The organism is Chelatococcus asaccharovorans (genome assembly GCF_003201475.1).
Taxonomy (GTDB): Bacteria; Pseudomonadota; Alphaproteobacteria; order Rhizobiales; family Beijerinckiaceae; genus Chelatococcus; species Chelatococcus asaccharovorans.
In genome coordinates, this window is sequence record NZ_QJJK01000002.1 from 410,651 (window position 1) to 429,216 (window position 18,566).

At 62.5% G+C, this 18,566-nt stretch carries 12 protein-coding genes; 7 read left to right on the plus strand and 5 right to left on the minus strand.

Going from position 1 to position 18,566, the window contains the following annotated elements:
- The 3 genes from glgB to C7450_RS06495 are packed head-to-tail and all read right to left on the minus strand — an operon-like array spanning window position 1 to window position 8,610.
- Window positions 1-2,238: a 1,4-alpha-glucan branching protein GlgB gene (gene glgB / locus C7450_RS06485; RefSeq protein WP_110373586.1), complete on the minus strand. Its 2,238-nt coding sequence runs from the start codon at window positions 2,236-2,238 to the stop codon at window positions 1-3.
- On the minus strand, window positions 2,238-5,531 hold the full coding sequence (treS, locus tag C7450_RS06490; RefSeq protein ID WP_110373587.1) for a maltose alpha-D-glucosyltransferase: 3,294 nt from the start codon (window positions 5,529-5,531) through the stop codon (window positions 2,238-2,240). The genes glgB and treS overlap by 1 nt, the downstream gene beginning before the upstream one ends.
- A gap of 1 nt (window position 5,532) precedes the next feature.
- Window positions 5,533-8,610 (minus strand): alpha-1,4-glucan--maltose-1-phosphate maltosyltransferase, encoded by a 3,078-nt coding sequence (locus tag C7450_RS06495; protein ID WP_210206382.1) that lies wholly within the window; start codon window positions 8,608-8,610, stop codon window positions 5,533-5,535.
- A 490-nt stretch (window positions 8,611-9,100) separates the two neighbouring features.
- Between C7450_RS06495 and C7450_RS06500 the strand changes: the two genes are divergently transcribed.
- On the plus strand, window positions 9,101-9,193 hold the full coding sequence (locus tag C7450_RS06500) for a DUF2934 domain-containing protein (RefSeq protein WP_110373589.1): 93 nt from the start codon (window positions 9,101-9,103) through the stop codon (window positions 9,191-9,193).
- A 280-nt stretch (window positions 9,194-9,473) separates the two neighbouring features.
- Here C7450_RS06500 and C7450_RS06505 read toward each other — a convergent pair whose 3' ends face one another.
- Window positions 9,474-10,490, minus strand: coding sequence for a carbohydrate kinase family protein (locus C7450_RS06505; RefSeq protein ID WP_110373590.1), 1,017 nt, complete (start codon window positions 10,488-10,490; stop codon window positions 9,474-9,476).
- A gap of 327 nt (window positions 10,491-10,817) precedes the next feature.
- On the opposite strand from C7450_RS06505, the gene C7450_RS06510 reads away from it, so the two are divergent.
- The 6 genes from C7450_RS06510 (at window position 10,818) to C7450_RS06535 (ending at window position 17,443) form a co-directional block, all read left to right on the plus strand.
- Complete coding sequence (locus tag C7450_RS06510) at window positions 10,818-11,540, plus strand: helix-turn-helix domain-containing protein (RefSeq protein ID WP_170147101.1); 723 nt, start codon at window positions 10,818-10,820, stop codon at window positions 11,538-11,540.
- 314 nt (window positions 11,541-11,854) lie between these two features.
- Window positions 11,855-13,105: an ABC transporter substrate-binding protein gene (locus tag C7450_RS06515; RefSeq protein WP_110373592.1), complete on the plus strand. Its 1,251-nt coding sequence runs from the start codon at window positions 11,855-11,857 to the stop codon at window positions 13,103-13,105.
- The gene (locus C7450_RS06520; RefSeq protein WP_110373593.1) at window positions 13,102-14,064 is read left to right on the plus strand and encodes a carbohydrate ABC transporter permease; all 963 of its coding nucleotides are present in this window, start codon (window positions 13,102-13,104) and stop codon (window positions 14,062-14,064) included. The genes C7450_RS06515 and C7450_RS06520 overlap by 4 nt, the downstream gene beginning before the upstream one ends.
- The gene (locus tag C7450_RS06525) at window positions 14,064-14,909 is read left to right on the plus strand and encodes a carbohydrate ABC transporter permease (protein WP_110373594.1); all 846 of its coding nucleotides are present in this window, start codon (window positions 14,064-14,066) and stop codon (window positions 14,907-14,909) included. Before C7450_RS06520 ends, C7450_RS06525 begins: the two co-directional genes overlap by 1 nt.
- A gap of 10 nt (window positions 14,910-14,919) precedes the next feature.
- Entirely contained in the window at window positions 14,920-16,296 is a 1,377-nt protein-coding gene (locus C7450_RS06530) for an FAD-dependent oxidoreductase (RefSeq protein WP_210206383.1), read from the plus strand.
- 109 nt (window positions 16,297-16,405) lie between these two features.
- Window positions 16,406-17,443 (plus strand): NAD(P)-dependent alcohol dehydrogenase, encoded by a 1,038-nt coding sequence (locus C7450_RS06535; protein ID WP_110373596.1) that lies wholly within the window; start codon window positions 16,406-16,408, stop codon window positions 17,441-17,443.
- Between the two features lie 34 nt (window positions 17,444-17,477).
- Here the strand turns inward: C7450_RS06535 and C7450_RS06540 are convergent, their stop codons facing one another.
- The gene (locus C7450_RS06540) at window positions 17,478-18,530 is read right to left on the minus strand and encodes a 3-carboxy-cis,cis-muconate cycloisomerase (protein WP_110373597.1); all 1,053 of its coding nucleotides are present in this window, start codon (window positions 18,528-18,530) and stop codon (window positions 17,478-17,480) included.
- Between the last annotated feature and the right edge of the window lie 36 nt (window positions 18,531-18,566).

The following is an 18,566-nucleotide window of genomic DNA, read 5'->3' on the forward strand; positions in this document are numbered from 1 at the left end:
TCAGGTTTCCGGCGTGAAAAGGACGGTGGCGAGGGGCGGGATGGTGAGGCAGATGGAGAAAGGCTCGCCGTGGCTCGGCTGCTCGCTGGCGGCGACGCCGCCAGCATTGCCCATATTGCTGCCGCCAAAGATCGCTGCGTCGCTGTTGAAGATCTCGGCCCAGCGCCCCCCTTGCGGCACGCCGATACGATAGCGCGTGTGCGGCACCGGCGTCATGTTCACGACGACGAGAACGGGTGAAGCCTCGCGGCCGAGCCGCAGGAATGCGAACACGCTATTGGCGCGGTCGTCACCGACGATCCAGCGGAAGCCACGGCCTTCGCAGTCCAGCTGGTGCAAGGCGGGTTGGCTGCGATAGACGTGGTTAAGGTCACGAACAAGGCGCTGCATGCCGCCGTGCTCGGGCTGGGAGATGAGGTCCCAGTCGATCATGCGATCGTGGTCCCACTCGCGCTCCTGGGCAATCTCGCCGCCCATGAAGAGGAGCTTCTTGCCGGGATGGGTCCACATGAAGCCAAGGTAGGCGCGAAGGTTGGCAAAGCGCTGCCATCGATCGCCGGGCATTTTGCCTATGAGCGCGTGCTTTCCGTGAACCACTTCATCATGGGAAAGAGGAAGAACGAATTTTTCGGAGAAAGCATAGACGAGACCAAAGCCGACTTCGTCATGATGATAGCTCCGGTGCACAGGATCACGCTCGATATACTGCAGCGTGTCGTGCATCCAGCCCATGTTCCATTTGTAGGAGAAGCCCAGCCCGTCTTCGTCGACGGGTCTGGAGACGCCAGGCCAGGCCGTCGATTCCTCGGCGATCGTCATCGCGCCGGGACAGGCCTCCGCGATCACCGCATTCAGATGCTTGAGGAAAGCGACAGCTTCGAGATTTTCCCGCCCGCCGTGGATATTCGGCACCCATTCTCCGGGCGCCCGGCTGTAGTCGCGGTAAAGCATTGAAGCCACCGCATCGACGCGCAGGCCATCCACGTGAAAGCGTTGGAGCCAGAACAGGGCACTGGCAATGAGAAAGCCCGCCACCTCGCGACGACCCAGATTATAGATCAGGGTGTTCCAATCCGGGTGGTATCCCTCGCGCGGATCGGAATGCTCGTAGAGCGCGGTGCCGTCGAATTGCGCGAGACCGTAGACGTCAGAGGGGAAATGGGCGGGCACCCAGTCCAGGATGACACCGACGCCAGCCGTATGGCAGGCATCGACAAATCGCGCAAAGCCGTCAGCGCCGCCATGGCGCGCCGTCGGTGCAAAAAGGCCGAGGGGCTGATAACCCCAGGAGCCGCCGAAAGGATGCTCCATGATTGGCATGAGCTCGACATGGGTGAAGCCCATCTCCGCCACATAGGGCACGAGCCGCTCCGCCAGATCGTCCCATCCGAGAACAGACCCATCATCCTTCCGCAGCCAGGACGCCGAATGGACCTCATAGATCGCGATCGGCGCGTCGGGCGCGTGGCGAGCCGCGCGTCCGGCCATCCAATCCGCATCGGTCCAGTGATGGGCCGGCTTTGCCGGAACGATTGATGCCGTTGCCGGGGGCGGCTCAGTTGCCTGCGCAACCGGATCAGCCTTCAACGGCAGGACATCGCCATTGCGGGCGACAATCTCATATTTGTAGCGCTCCCGGGCGCGCAAGCCCGGGATGAAGATCTCCCACACGCCCGCCGCATGGCGCAGACGCATGGGATGCCTGCGCCCGTCCCAGGCATTGAAGTCACCGACGACCGAGACCCGCATCGCGTTTGGTGCCCAAACCGCGAACGAGACACCCTCAACGCCGTCAATCACCCGCGGATGAGACCCCAGCGCCTGCCAGAGGGTATGATGACGGCCCTCGGCAATCAGATGAAGATCGAGATCGCCCAGAATGGGCCCAAAAGAATAGGGGTCGGCGCGCTCGTCGACCACTGCTGCGCCGCCGTCTCCGGGCCATGTGACGCGCAGGCGATAGGGCGCCGCGTCGCGCAGGAAGCCGACGAACAGCGCGGGATGCTGGGGCGTGACGAGCGTCGCGAGAGGGCGGCCGTCGTCGCGTGCGATGACCGAGACCGCGCGCGCGCCTGGCAGGAAGGCGCGCAGGACCCGCTCTTCCCCAGCCTCGTGCGGGCCAAGCACCGAAAAGGGATCTTCGATGTGGCCCTGTGCAAGCGCCTGGACGGTCGCTTCATCGACGCGCAGGAGCGGGTGGTCGCAAGGTGCGGGAAACAGGGGCGCTTCCTCATGCATCATGCAGGCTCCCGTACCGGGCTGCCCACGAGCCGGGATGTCAGTGCGGCCAGCGCGCGAAGGGGGATATCGATCCAGTCAGGACGGTTGGCGGCCTCGTAGCAAAGCTCATAGGCGGCTTTCTCGAGCGTGAAGAGATCGATGAGGGCTGCATCGCGGGAGTCGCGGCGTTGCGGCTGCCGGTCGTCGGCCTCCGGCTGGACGCCGTGGTAGGCTTGCAAGAATGTATCATGGGCCACTTCGCGGAACTTCTCGATGAAGGCCTGCTTACGCGCGTCCGTCGATTCACCGCGAAGTTCTGTCCGCGCCGCCACCTTAGCCGCATAGTCAAACGAACGCAGAAGTCCTGCGACATCGCGGAAGCGGCTTGCTCTAGCGCGGCGTTCCACAAGACTGCGGCTCGGCTCACCTTCAAAATCAACGATGAAAACGTCGCTTTGCGAGATCAGGACCTGGCCGAGGTGGAAATCCCCATGAATGCGGGTTTCCAATGAGCCGACGCCGGCGGCGGCGAGCCGCGTCACCTCCTGTTCGAGACGGCCACGGTGGCGCACGATGCGCTCGGCGCGCAACCGGTCCTCGTCATTCGACCATTCCTTCCTGGCCTCGATGACGGCGCAGGCCTTCTCGATCTGCGCGACGACGGCCGCGGCCCATGCGGCCGTGCCGGCCTTGTCGACGACGACGGGCGCAAAGGCCGGATCATCGCTCGGGCGCGCGAGGAGGTCGTGCATCTGCGATAGCGCATGGCCGAGTGCCGCGGCCATAACCCGGTAGGATTTGAGCAGTTCCTCATCGGTCATGCTCTCGTCCCGAACTGCCTCACCGCAATTGCGCTTGATAAAATCGAGCGTCCAGTGCCAGCCGTCGCCCTGGTTCCGGATAAAACCCTGCACGATAGCAATCGTCCGGGCGTCGTCTTCACCCCATATCTTGACGACTTCGCCAAGAAACGGTGGGGAATTCTTGAAGCCGAGCTCCGCCAAATGGCGGTTCATCTCAGCCTCAGGATGGATACCCGGCTGCTGTCGCCGAATGAGCTTGGCAACAAGCACATCCCCCATGATGACGGAACTGTTTGATTGCTCGGCGGAAAGCCAGGTCAGCGGGGCATCCCCCGCGATATCGACATCCATAAGCTGCGGTGCCGGCAGAAAGCGGATTTCGCCGTCGCCGAGGACAATCCGCTTGGCATCGACAAGCGCGGTCAAGGTGCTGCGGATGAAAGGCTCCAGGGCAAAAGCATCTGTGAGATAACCCACGCGCCGGCCGCGGCGCAGACGCGTCAGCGCGAGCTGCTGCGGCAGCGGGGTGGAGATTTCGTCCTCCCAGGCGATCCCCATGGGCATGAGATAGCGCGCAGTGCCGCGCTTGGTGGTCACATCGATCTCGGCGATCACCGTATCGGCGACCTTGGGCAGGGGCGCGAGCGCTGCGATCTCGACCTTGACGATTGCCTCATCCTTCGCCGCGAACCAGCGGCGCTTCGGCAGATAGGCCGGCAGCGACTCCGTCTCGAGAATGCGGCGGATCGGCTTGTCCATGAGCTCATCGAGCCCGCGACGCAGCACGATCGTCGCGAATTCCGGGAGCGGCTCGGGCGCCGGCCTATGCCAGGAGGGGAGATTCGTCTCGGTCGCCAGCAAGAACCAATAGAAGCCGAAGGGTGGCAGGGTCAGCAGATAGGTCAGTTGTCCGATCGGCGGAAAGACCGAATCGGCTGTCATCTCCACCGGAATGCGGCCCGCGAAGGCCGACAGGTCAAGCTCGACGGCCTGCGGCGAGCGCGACAGATTCGCGACACACAGGATCGTTTCGTCCTCGTATTCACGCAGGTACGCAAGAATCTTTCTGTTTCTCGGGTAGAGAAATCTGAGAGTTCCGCGGCCAAAGGCTGGATGTTTGCGGCGCGTCGCCAGCATCCGCCGCATCCAGTTGAGCAGCGAATGCGGATCTCTGTTCTGCGCCTCGACATTGATGGCCTCGAAGCCATAGAGCGTGTCCATGATCGGTGGCAAGACGAGCTGCTCAGGGTCGGCCCGCGAGAAGCCGCCATTGCGATCGGCGGACCACTGCATGGGCGTGCGCACGCCGTCACGGTCACCGAGGTGGATGTTGTCACCCATGCCGATCTCGTCGCCGTAATAGATCACCGGCGTGCCCGGCATCGATTGCAGAAGGGCGTTCATCAACTCGACGCGACGGCGGTCGCGCTCGAGGAGGGGTGCAAGGCGGCGGCGGATGCCAAGGTTGATACGCGCGCGCCGATCCGCCGCATAGACTTCCCACAGATAATCGCGCTCGCTGTCGGTGACCATTTCGAGCGTGAGTTCGTCATGATTGCGCAGGAAGATCGCCCATTGGCAGTTCTCCGGAATTTCCGGGGTCTGGCGTAGAATATCGGTGATGGGAAAGCGGTCTTCGCGGGCGATCGCCATATACATGCGCGGCATGAGCGGGAAGTGAAACGCCATATGGCATTCGTCACCATCACCGAAATACTGCTGCGTGTCTTCCGGCCACTGGTTCGCTTCCGCCAGAAGCATCCGGTCGGGATAGGCCGCGTCGAGCTCGGCGCGGATACGCTTCAGGATGGTATGCGTTTCCGGCAGGTTCTCATTGATGGTGCCTTCGCGCTCCACCAGATAGGGCACTGCATCAAGGCGCAGACCGTCGACGCCGAGATCAAGCCAGAAGCGCATGACGCTCAGCACCGCCCGCACAACCTGCGGATTGTCGAAGTTGAGATCCGGCTGATGAGAATAGAAGCGATGCCAGTAATAGGCACCCGCCACGGGATCCCACGTCCAGTTCGACTTCTCCGTGTCGAGAAATATGATCCGCGTGCCGGCATAGGTCTGGTCGCTATCCGACCAGACGTAAAAATTGCGGGCGGCCGAACCCGGCTTGGCGCGGCGGGCCTTCTGAAACCATGGATGTTGATCCGACGTGTGATTGATCACGAGCTCCGTAATGACGCGCAGTCCCCGCGCATGGGCTTCGTCTATGAAGCGTTTGACATCGGCCATGACCCCGTAATCTGAGTGTACGTCCCTGTATGCGGCGATGTCATAGCCGTCATCGCGTCGGGGGGACGGATAGAAAGGCAGCAGCCAAACCGCGGTAACACCAAGACCGGCAATATAATCCAGTTTGTCGATGAGCCCCTTGAAGTCACCCACGCCGTCATTGTTCGCGTCAAAGAACGACTTGATATGGAGCTGATAGATAATCGCGTCCTTGTACCATTGCGGGTCAGCGGGAAGCGGTGAGATCTTCCGACGTTTCGCCATGTCAATGCCCTCCAGCCGGGCGAACGCGCCAGATGGCGTAGGGCTGATGATGGGGATCAAGGGTCAGCCATTGCAGCTTGCCCTCGCGCACCGACGATCGATCGTTGAGGAGATCGTCGATCTCGAGTGCGGCGTTGTCACCAAGTCCCCACTCCCAGAGGGGAAGCTCGAACGAAAACGTCGCCTGGTTGAACGGATCGAGGTTTATAAGCACCAGAATAACACTATCGCGTGCGGCCGTTGCCTTGCCATAATAAATAACCCGATCGTCGAACGCATTGTAGAACGTCAATCCAAGATGCGTTTGGAGAGCTGGATTGTTTTTTCGGATGCGATTCAACTGCGTTATCTCAGCGATAATATGTCCGTCTTTCGTCCAATCGCGCGGCTTGATCTCGTATTTCTCCGAGTCCTTGTATTCCTCGCGGCCGGGCAACGCCTCAGCCTCGCAGAGTTCAAAGCCGGAATACATGCCCCACAGGCCAGACAATGTCGTTGCCAGGGCGGCGCGAATGAGAAATCCCGGCCGGCCGGACGTCTGCAGGAAAATCGGATTGATATCCGGTGTATTCACGAAAAAATGCGGCCGGAAAAAGTCCCGAACCGGCGAGCTTGTTAGCTCCGACAGGTAGTCGATCAGGCCCTGCTTGTCATTTCGCCATGTGAAATATGTGTAGGATTGCGAAAAGCCAACTTTGGCTAAGCGGTACATCATCTTCGGCCTGGTAAAGGCTTCCGACAGGAATATGACATCGGGATAGCGGGACGAGACTTCATCGATCATCCATTCCCAGAATGGGAGCGGCTTTGTGTGCGGATTGTCGACCCGGAACAGGCGCACGCCTTCCGCGGCCCATGTCAGCACAATGTCGCGCAGGGCGAGCCAGAGCCCGGGAATGGCGCCCTCGCCGTCGAAATCGACATTGACGATGTCTTCGTAGCGCTTCGGAGGGTTCTCAGCATAGCGAATACTGCCGTCCGGACGCCAGGCGAACCATTCGGGATGCTCCTTCAGCCACGGATGGTCCGGCGAGCATTGAATGGCGAAATCGAGCGCAATTTCGATGCCGCGAGCAGCGGCTGCATCGCGCAGCCGTCGGAAATCCTCAAGCGTGCCGAGCTCCGGGTGGATCGCGTCATGGCCGCCCTCCTCGCTGCCGATGGCGTAGGGGCTGCCCGGCTCGTCGGGCCCGGCAATCAGGGCGTTATTGCGGCCTTTACGGTTCTTCCGTCCGATCGGATGGATCGGTGGAAAATAAAGAACGTCGAAGCCCATGGCGTGGATGGCGGGCAGGCGTTCGATGACGCCGGCGAGCGTTCCGTGCCGACGGGCGTCACTGGTTTCGGAGCGGGGAAACAACTCGTACCAATTCGCGAAAGCCGCTCCCAGGCGCTCCACCGTGAGCGGTATCTCGACAGGATGGCGCGCCCGATGGTCCTTCGGGTCACAGGCGGCAGCGCACTGCGCCACGTCGGGAGCAAGAAGCCGGTCTATCGCCGCATCGACAGTGGGCGCGGCTTCGGCGGCCTCGATCGCTGCGGTAAGGGCGTCGCCATCCGCGTGCCGGGCACCGGCCGAGGCCCGGCGCAAATGCTGGAGCCCTTCCGCCAGTGCCAGATCCAAAGGCTGCCTGGCAGCACGCTTCTTTTCAACCTCGTCACGCCAGGAGCCGTAAGCGTCGCGCCAGGCTTCCACGGTGTAGACGTGGCGGCCAAGGCGTAAAGGCATAAAGCTGCCTCGCCAGCGGTCGTTGTTCTCGAATGCCATCGGCGCCCGGCGCCACTCCGCTTCGTCGACAGGACGCCACAGGATTTGAGCGGCTATTTTGTCATGTCCATCGATGAAGATGTCGGCCGTCACAGCGACGGGGCAGCCAAGCAGCTCTTTGACGGCAAAACGCCCACCGTCGACCGCAGGGGCCACGCTTTCGATCACGATACGCGGCGCTTCGGCTGCACGGTGTACGGCGTCAGGACCCGGTGAGCGGACGACCGCCGGCGCGGCCCGAGAGCTCAGTCGCAAGGCGGCCCCGGGTTCCAGGCGAATGCTGCCGGTCGACGGTACCTGGATAGCGCCAGCCACGAACTGGAGCGATGCGGAGGGCAGAGGGCCGAGGCTCTCCGCCTTGATCATGGCTGGACGGTCGAGTGCGGGATTGACGAGAGCAAGCGCCGCTTCCCTCGCTGCGCGGGGAGCAGCGTGATCGGCGCGCAGCAAGACGGTCACGGGCGCATCGGGTCCGCTCAGTCCATGAAGCGTATCTGTGCGGTTCCCATATTGCCCTTTCCTGACGTCGCCCAGGACCTTGGAAAACCTGCCGGACAAATCCGCCGGGAGGGGCCTGCTCTCCTCACGGCTGTAGGCACGCATGGGCGTCGCGGCCCCGCGCTCGAAGCCTTGGGGGACGAGGATTCCGGAGCCTGCGAAAGCGGCGACCTCCAACGCGCGTTGCGCCGCACATAGGCGATGCTCTCCGGCACAAGCAGCGAGGCGGCGGCCGAAGGGTGTCTCCACCGCCCAGATGAAGGGCGCGACGAACCGGCCAGCCTGCTGGCAAGCGGCAAGATCGGCGGAACGATAGTCCCAGCCCGCAAGCGAGGATTGGAGCAGGTTGAAGCCGCATCCACGCAGGCGCTCGATCTCCGCCGGCTTGACACCCGTCACATCAGCGATGAAGAGGCAGTCTGGCGCGTCTTGCCGGATGTGCGCCATCAATCTGGACCAGACCTGGGCCGGCACTTCACTCGAACCGACGCACCGGAAACCTGATGCGCCGCTCACGTACAGGGGCGCGAGCACCCGCGCGAAATAGGCAACGATGCTGTGCTCACTTGCAGGGTCATCCCAGCGCGGGGTTCGGGAGCCGCGCGCGGTCAAATGGCGCGGGTCGATAACGTCCGGCCAGTTGCTTTCCGAAAAGTACGGGTGAAGCTCGGGAATATTCGCTTCCTCTGCCAGACGGCCCACGACGACGTCAATGAGAAGCTCAAGTTTGTGACGGTGGCAGGCCTCCGCCTTCCGCGCGATCCAGGCGGCGGGGGCATTGTCATGCCCCAGCTCTGCGAGCGCGTCGGCCACACTCGCGAAAGTCGCGGTGCGGAAAACATCACATCGACGGCCTGCCTTGAAAATTGGCGCAGTACATATATGCGTGAATCCCATCGAAAGGATTTCAGATAGCTTTTTATCCAGCCTATCATCGCAGAAGAATATCGGTGCGACGTAATAAATGCATGGAGATGCCGGATTCGCTGGCATATTATGTCTCTTCATATCCCCTTAAACCAACGAACGGCACGATTTTATCATTGCAGGGGGCCTGTTTTGCTGTGGGAGTGGAAGCCGGCTCGGACGCTGCTTCTGCAGTAACAACCACGAGCGTCAGAACAAGTTCCGTCAGCGCACGGCAAAGGTTACTGCAGCAGACCGCGGGTCACCGTGGCCGGGCTTCCGCGCAGAGAAAGAAGAACCGCAGGCGGCGTGCTCAACATGGCACGTCGGCGTACGGTTCTGTTCGGAACGTTCCTCCTTTCACGTGCGTTCTCCCTGCACCCCATTGGAGGACAGAATGGACGAAAGAGAACATCGCATCCGCGAACGCGCCCACCGGCTCTGGGAAGAGGAAGGCCGGCCGGAAGGGCGTGCCGAGCGCCACTGGTAGCAGGCCGAAGAGATCGTGGCGATCGAGGAGAGATACGAGGAGGGATATACGGACGATCGACAGGTGGTCGATGCTGCCGCGGCGCCCGCGGTAGAGCCGATAGGGGTGCCGGCCCATGCTGGCGAGAACAACCCGGCCAGCGAGAGCCACATTCCTCCCCCGGAACCGGCGCCGCAGGTGCAGCGCGGACGGAAACGCCAGCGGACGACCCGCTCAGAGTGACAAGCGGCGATGCCGTCCGTTTGCGGTTCCACTGCTGGAACCGCCGGTCCGGATTCAACTAGCGGGATGACCCTTCAGGTCCGGCCGTGCCCGGATCGTCAGGCCTGACCGCCCCGCCGCTCGCGAACCGTGGTTGCATGACCGCGAGGATATCCGATTCCGTTGGCAGATCGGCCCCTTTGCGCGAGCAGGTGATGGACGAGGCGGCGATCGCGAAATTCATCGCCTTGCGGAGATCGGCAACCTCCAGTTCCATGAAGCGAGGACGGGCAAGACGGCCGATCTTGCTGAGAGAGGCGAGCAGCGCGGCATGGAAACTGTCACCGGCACCAACGGTGTCAGCCACCTTGACCGGGAGCGCGTCCACGCGAATCTCCGGTTGCCCGCGCAGAAAGGCTGAGGCTCCATGCACGCCCCGCGTGAGAACCACAAGGCGGGGGCCCCGCAGCAACCATCCGGCGATCAAGTCCTCTGGGACGCAGGCAGTCCCATAGCCGGTGCAAAGATCCTCCTCGCTCGCCTTGATGATATCAGCGTAAGGCAGGAAGGCCTCGAACTGTGAACGCCACGCCTTGATGTCGGGTGTGACCGTGGGCCGGACGTTTGGATCGAGCGAGATCGTCGCGCGTCCCGCCTCCCTCTGGACAAGCGTCAGCAGGGCGTCCGCGACGGGCGGCACGGCAAGCGTGTAGGATCCGACGGTGATCGCCTCGAATTCATGCTCCGGACCGGGAAGATCGGCTTGCGTGATATCCCGGTCGGCCTTGCCCTCGCCGTGGAAAGCATAGCTCGGCTGGCCGTTCGCGTCGGTCGCCACGACGCTGATTGTCGAAAGGCGCTCGCTCTTCTTGGCGAAGGAGAGCGCAACCCCTTCTCGCGCGAGTTTCCGGCCGATCGCTTGGCCAAACGGGTCAGTGGAGATCCCCCCGAAGAAAGCCGCCCGCGCACCGAGCCGCGAGAGGCCAACCGCGACATTGAAGGGAGATCCCCCCAGCAACGCCTCCGTCGCCACGTCGTTCACCGGATCAACCGAGACAAACAAATCGACGAGGGCCTCGCCGCAGACAAGAATCATGATGGCTACTCATTCAAGGGCTAGACAGAAAAAGCTGATGCCGCGATTTTGCGGTTTACTGCGGTTGCGATAACGAAACATATGCAGATTTCAGCATCAGGTCGTTGCGTGGCCGCCCGAGGGGAAGCCCCGCGGATTTGATGCGATTGGTCTCTATGAGCGCAAATCATGCCCCGATCGATCAGCAAGAGCCCCGCCCTCGAACGCATCATAGCAAGTCCCGAACATAGCTTTCGGTGTGTCTCGCACGATTTTCCCTGCGAGGTCGCGCGTTGGAACTACCATCCCGAACATGAGCTTCACCTCATCCGGCGCTCGACCGGCCGTGTGTTCGTCGGCGACTATATTGGAACCTTCGGCCCGGGACATCTCGCCTTCGTCAACTCCAACGTTCCCCACAACTGGGTGAGCGATCTCCACCCCGATGAAGTTGTGGCCGATCGGGATCTGGTCATCCAGTTCGATCCCGGTCTCCTCGAAAAGGCGGCCAGCCTCTTTCCGGAATTGCGCAGCTTTTTGCCGAGCCTGGAGGTTTTCAACCGCAGCTGGCAGTTCCATGACGACTGCGCGCGCGCGGGAGCGAGCCTGATGGAAGACATCAGCACGGCAACCGGCGTAACCAGGCTGATACGCTTTCTCGAGTTGCTCCACCTTCTGGCGACGACAAAAGACCGAACGCCGCTCGCCACCCCCAGCTACGTCCCAACCCTCGATCAGGCCGCTTCGGACCAGATCGAAAAAGCGATGCGCTTCATCCTCGCCAGGCTTCCGCACGAGGTCAGTATGGAGGAGGTGGCCACCCATGTCGGTATGTCGTCCAGTTCGTTCTCACGCTTTTTCAAACGCAATACAGCGCATAACTTCGTTGACTATATGCGGAAATTGCGGATCGGCGAAGCCAGCAGGCTGCTGGCCGAAACCCAAAGGCCGATCACGGACATCTGCTTTGACGTTGGATATGCAAACATCTCCAGTTTCAACCGAAGCTTTCGTGAGGAACGCGGTATGACGCCGAGCGCCTACCGCAGACTTTCGCGTGCGATCGATTGAAATGGATTGAACGGCGGCGCCTTTTGCCCGGTAAAACCGGGAAACGCGCGGGACGAGCCCCTCCCTATCAGATCACCCGGCGCTCCTTTGCACCGGACGCGATCAATCATCCCAGACATGACTATTAACGATCGGCGCCTCCGTCTACAAATTTTTGCAGGCTTAGTGCGCCTCGCGCCGATCTTTCGATCTTCTTTGCGCAAAAAATCATAGGTTTTGCGCAAGCCTGATGCTGGCGCGCAGATCCCCGGAATGGTGTTATCTCAGTCGTCCCGGTTCGCCGCGAGACCAAAGATAAGCGGGAGGAGAATACGATGACGACGACTTTTGCACGACGATTCGGCTTGGCGCTCGGCGCCTCAATCCTGGCCGGTTCGCTGATTTCGGGCGCGGTAGCGAAGGATCTCACCGTCACGACCTGGACGGCGACCTCGCCGGGCCTGAAAGATTGGTGGAAAGTCATCGAGGAGAAATTCGAGAAGGCCAATCCGGGAGTCGACGTCAAGATCGAGAATATCGCCTTCGGCGACTATATTCGCACCCTGACCACCCGGTTTGTCGCGGGCAGCGCGCCCTCGATCGTGCATGTTCCTTTGCCGACCATCAATCTGCCCGCCTGGGCCGAAGCGGGCTTTCTGATGGGTGTCGATGACCGCATTGCCGGAACCGACATCGCCAGCAAATGGCCGGCCAACCAGGCAGCGATGTCCTGGAAGGGCGCCGACTATGGCGTTCTGCTCGTGCATTACGGCTACGTCTTCTTCGTCAACGAGAAGATGTTCAGGGATGCCGGCATAGCCATTCCAACGAACAGGAATGAACTGCTTGCCGCGGCCAAGGCGCTGACCAAGGACGGCAAATACGGCTTTGCCATTACCGACGATAACACGGTCAACTTCATGCGCGATGCGCTTGAGTTCGTCAGCGGTCTCGGCGGCCAGTGGGCGAAAGATGGCGCCTGGAATTTCACGGATCCCAAGGTCGTCGAGGCGATCGATCTATGGCGCGACATCGGCCAGAACTACGCGCCGCGCGGCACAGATATCAATGCCAAGCGGCAGGCGTTCTATGATGGCAACGTGGCCATGATGATCGAGAACCCCTCGGTATGGCCTAATGTGGCTGCGGCCGCGAAGCCCGGTGTCGTCGGCGATCTGCACCTCGCGACCATGCCCTTCAAGGTGGTGCCGGGCGATGTCAGCCACGGCTTGTCCATCCCCCAGGAAGCCGATGCCGAGACCGCAAAGCTTGCCTGGGCCTTCACCGAAATGGCCGCCTCGCCGGATCTCATGCGATCTTATGTCGAACTGGTGAAATCACCGGTGGCGCGGCCGGGGGTCGATGAAGCGCTGTTGAAGGATAGGGATACCGTCGTTATCGCCAAATCCGCGGAGAATGCGCAGGTCCTTGTTCCCAACGAATACTATGGCGTGCGCAAGAACTACGCGGCGTTTTCCACGGAATTGACCAACGCCCTTCGCAGCGTCCTGCAGGGACAGGCACCGACGAAGGAGGCCCTTGCCGCACTTCAGGAACGGTTGGTCGCCAAAGGCATCACGCCATGACACGTGTCGCAGCGACGGCGGCGCCTGCAGGCGCTGTCGCTCTCATGCGCCCACGGAGGACGCGGCATGGCGCGCCGCCGCGCGAAGGATATGGCTTTGCGCTGGCCCTGCTCGCGCCGTCGTCCGCGCTTATCGGCGCGCTCCTGCTGGCACCTCTTGTTCTGCTGCTGATCATCAGCTTCAAGAGCGTCAAGCTTGGCAATATCGCCCTGATCCTGAGGGCGGACTTTACCTGGGACAACTATATTCGGGTTCTCTCGGATCCGGCGACATGGCATAGCCTCTCGATCAGCGGAGCCTATATCCTGGGGTCCTCGATCATGGCTTTCGGGCTCGGCCTTGCGACGGCGCTGATTCTGAATGAGAAGTTCCCGGCACAGAGACTGTTTCGAACACTCATGCTGCTGCCCTGGGCCGTCCCAGGCATCACAGCGACGATCGCCTTTCTGTGGATCCTGCAACCGTCCTTTGGCGTTTTCAACTTCATGCTGCGGACGCTCGGCTTTGCTGCCCAGGACATCAACTGGTTTGGCGATTCACGGCTTGCCCTTCTCGCGGTTATTTTTCCGACGGTCTGGAAGACCTATCCCTTCTTCACGATCATGCTGCTGGCCGCGCTGCAGACAATCCCGCGGGAGCTCTATGAGGCCGCCTCGATCGACGGGGCCAACAAATGGCGTCAGTTCCAGTGGATCACCTGGCCCAGTCTTCGTCGCTATGCGATTGTCGCGCTCGTCTTCAACGCGATGTATGTCTTCCGCGAGTTTGACTTCATTTTTGCATCGACCAAAGGCGGCCCGCAGGGCGCCACCGATACGATCGCGATCCGCATCTATAACCTCGCCTTCGAGACCTTCGACATGGCCGCGGCTTCGGCGCTCGGCGTTCTCACATTCGTCCTTGTCGCGATCTGCGTGTTTGGCTTCGTCCGCTGGCAGATGAAACTGGAGCAACGGTGATGACCGGTGACGCCGGATCCCGCCTTGCGTCGACGCTTCGCCTTTTCCTTGCGGGGCTGCTGACGGTGCTGCTGCTGTTTCCGATCTACTGGATGGCTCAGACGTCCATCCTGCCAACGTCATCGATCCTGTCGCGCAACCCCGACCTCGTGCCGAGGCTCGCCGACATCAATCTGTCCGCCTTCGAGACGCTGGTGCGGCAGTATCCCGTTGCCCGGTGGCTCATGAATTCGGCGACGATCACGGTTGGCTCGGCCGTGCTCAGCACAGTCTGCGCCACGCTCGCGGGCTACAGCTTGTCGCGGTTCAAGTCTCGAACCGCCAGCGGCATCGCCTTCGTGCTCCTGCTGGGGCGCGTCCTGCCGGGCACGCTCCTGGTTCTCCCCTATTTCGTCCTGTTCCGCTGGGCGGGCATCCTCGACACCCACACAGCCGTGATCCTTGCCAACGCGTCGATGATCATCCCTTTCTCCACATTCATGATGAAGAACTACTTCGATGACGTGCCGCGGGAGCTCGACGAAGCCGCCAAGGTCGATGGCTGTTCCGCCATGACGGCACTCTGGTTCGTGGTCCTGCCGATCGCCAGGCCCGGGATTGCGGCCACGGTTGCCTTCGCCGCGACGGCCAGTTGGGTCGATCTTCTGTTCGCGCGGACGCTGTTGCTGTCGGCTGAGAATTGGACTGTCCCCGTGGGGATCGCCTCACTCATCGGCGAAGTGCAGACGAGTTGGAATCAGTTGATGGCAGCGGGTGTTCTATCCGTTTTGCCCGTATTTGCGGTCTATTGGTTTGCGCAACCCTATCTCGTCGGCGGAATGACGTCGGGCGCCGTGAAGGGCTGAAGGAATGACGATGAACGATACAGTCTATCGCGAAGCGGCCAAAGATCTCCCGGTCATCGCCGACGTCGACGTTCTGGTCGTCGGTGGCGGGCCGGCCGGTGTCTGTGCCGCGGTCGGTGCGGCACGTGCGGGCGCCCGCACGTTCCTCGTCGAACGCCACGGTTTTCTCGGCGGCATGTGGACCGCCGGCATGGTTCTGACGCTTGCGGGCTTCAACTCATGGCTGCGGCCTTACCACCGCTGTGTCGGCGGGATCGCTGGAGAATGGATCCGCAGGGCGGCCGCCCAGAACGGATGCCAGGATCATACCGGCTTCGTCCTCAACTCCGATCCGGAGATCATGAAACGCGTCGCCGATGATCTCGTCACCGAAGCGGGAGTGGAACTCCTCTTTCACTGCTGGGGCGCCGATCCGATCTGTGAAGACGGCGTGGTGAAGGGCCTGTGCATCGAGAACGTCGAGGGTCGGCAGGCCATCCGGGCGACAGTCACGATCGATTGCACCGGCGACGGCGACGTCATGGCGCGCTCTGGCGCAGGCTGGACCAAAGGGCAATCCCTGCAGCCGATGACCATGTCCTTCCGGATGGGCAACCTCCGGATCGAGACAGACAACGACATTCACAAGCCTGTGTCGCCCCCCATCGGCCCCGAGCCCGGTTATCTGCATGAACCCACGCTCAGCCAATATGCGTCCGTGCGGCAGGACGTGGTGGTCGATGCCGACCACATGCGGGCCGAGCGCGAGAGCGGCCGGTTGCCGCGCTACGGCGGGCCATGGTTCGGCGGCCTCGACGCGGATGTGATCTGGGTGAATTCGACACGGATCACCGGCGATGCCTCCGTCGCGTCGGACCTCACGCGGGCCGAGCTCGCAGGCCGTCGCGAAACAGCTGAGATAGTCGACTATTTCGTGAAGCACCTCCCCGGCTTTGCCGCGGGGCGGCTCATCCAGACCAGCACACAGATCGGCATCCGGGAGACGCGGCGGCTGGAGGGTGTCTATACGCTGAAAGCCGCGGACATTCTCGGCCGCACGGATTTCGACGACGGCATCGCGCTTGGCTGCTGGCCGATCGACGTGCATCCGACGACGGACGCCGTCGGCCATCATGCCATGTATGTGCCGCTGCCTTATCGCATTCCCTATCGCTCCCTGCTGCCGACCAACGTGAATGGCTTGCTGGTGGCAGGACGCTGCTTCTCGGCCGACCGGGAGGCGCTGGGCTCAGCCCGGGTCGGTGCAACCTGCGCCGCGATGGGGCACGCGGCGGGCGTCGCTGCGGCGATTGCCGCGGCACGCTCCACGGAACCCCGCGCGCTTGATGCGGCGCTTATCCAGCGGGTATTGCGCCAGCAGGACGCAATCATCGATTACCCCGGCTGATGCGTGGCGCACCTCCTTTCAAGGTGGCGGCTCTTCCCCGGCCCATCGGGTCAGGCCCGCATCGTTCTCCCACCTCTCGCCGGTCAGGCCCGGCACCGGAGCCGTTTCCATGAAAGCCCTTGTTCTCGAAAGCCCACGCAAACTCGTCCTTCGCGATATCGGTCTCGAAGCCGAGGCGGGACGCGGCGAGGTCAAGATCAGGCTGAATACTGTGGGTATCTGCGGTTCCGACGTGCATTACTATACGCACGGCCGCATCGGACCCTTCGTCGTGGAGGCGCCGATGGTGCTGGGCCATGAAGCCGCGGGCACCGTCGTCGCCGTCGGAGAGGATGTGACCGGCCTGAAGCCGGGGGACAGGGTCTCAATGGAGCCGGGCATCCCCGACCCTCACTCGCGGGCCTCGCGTCTCGGCATATACAATGTGGACCCGAACGTGACGTTCTGGGCGACCCCGCCGATCCATGGCGTCATCCGACCCTTCGTGGTGCACCCGGCGAATTTCACCTTCAGGATACCGGATCATATCAGCTTCGCCGAGGCGGCGCTGGTGGAGCCATTCGCCGTCGGGATGCAGGCGGCCGCGAAGGCACGGATCCAGCCGGGAGACACAGCCGTCGTCATTGGCGCCGGGCCGATCGGGATCATGGTGGCGATCGCGGCCTTGGCCGGTGGTTGCGCCAGGGCGGTCGTTGCAGATTTCGCCCAGCCGAAGCTCGACATCGCGGCGTCCTATGACGGCGTGATCCCCGTCAATGTGCGCGAGAGCAATCTCCAGGAGGAGGTCGCGCGGCTGACTGATGGATGGGGCGCCGACGTCGTCTTCGAGTGTTCAGGCGCTGCAGCGGTCTGGTCGGATATCGCGGCCCTGCCTCGTCCCTGCGGTACCATCGTGGCTGTCGGCTTGCCCATTGATCCTGTGCCCTTCGATATCGCCGGACTGTCGACCAGGGAACTCAGGGTCGAGACCGTGTTCCGCTACGCGCATCAATATGATCGGGCGCTCGCCCTGATGGGGTCTGGACGCGTGGATCTCAAACGCCTCATCTCCGCGACGTTCCCCTTCGAAGACGCCGTTGCCGCCTTCGAGCGTGCCGCCGAGGGCCGCCCGGCCGACGTCAAGCTCCAGATATGCCTCGAAAGCTGACAAGCATTCATCGGCCTGGATGGCCTCGGCCGATTCATTCCAGGCCGGATCTGCTCTCAGTCCTGATAGCAAGCTGGTCCAGCAGAGAGGCGGCGAGCCGCAAGCTCGCGCCGGTCGCAATCGCGATAGCCGGCAGGGTCATCCATTCCAGCGTCCAGGCTGCCCCGGATCGTTCATTTTCATGGACCATCGCCTGATGCAGGAGGCCCGCCTGGCCGGCGTTGTAGCGTGCGAGTGTCACGAGGATCTCGGCCGCCACCGGATTCGACTTATGCGCCATGGCCGATGAGCCGCCACCTCCGGTCAGCCGGACGGCGGCGATTTCATTCTGCGCCATCAGGGACACGTCCGCACCGATCTTGCCGAGCGACCCGCTCACCAGCGACATCAGCGACCCCAGGTTGGCGATCCGATCCCGCGCGGCGTGCCAGGGAGGAGCATCGCCAAGGCCGAGACGACGGGCCAGCGCACGCGCGATGGCATCGCCATGCCCCGCGAAACTGGACCGGTCACCGATCGGACCGCCGAGTTGAACCACCAGGCCTGACTTGCGGACCTCGGCCAGCGCCGCGAGATGACGCTCGAGCGGTTCGCTCCAGCTCCGCAACTTCTCATGCCAGGTGAAGGGCAGCGCCTGTTGCATGCGCGTATGGGCCATCAACGACAGGCCGCCATGAAGGCGATCGATGGCGTCCAACCGGCCCAGCACGGCCACCAAACGCGCTTCGAGGACAGCCAGAACGGCGGCAAGCTGCAGGACGAGCGCGGTGTCGACGACATCCTGGCTTGTGGCGCCCTTGTGCAGCGCCTCCCGGAAGGCGGGCTGCAAACCGGCGCGGATCTGTCCGACGAGAGCCGGCACGACGACGCCATCGCGCGCAATGCCGGCGGCGAGGCCGTCCCAATCCGGCCGGTAGAGCGAAATCGCCGCCGCCACGGCCTCGGCCGCCTCGGCCGGGATGAATCCCACCTCGGCCTGCGCACCCGCGAGCGCTGTTTCGAAGCGCAACATCGCCTTCAGCTGTGCGTCGTCGGACAGCAGCTCTTCGATGTCACGATCGCCGACAAGCGAGGCAAGAAGCGACATAGGCTTGCTCAAATCCGCATTTTTCCATTCCGCGCG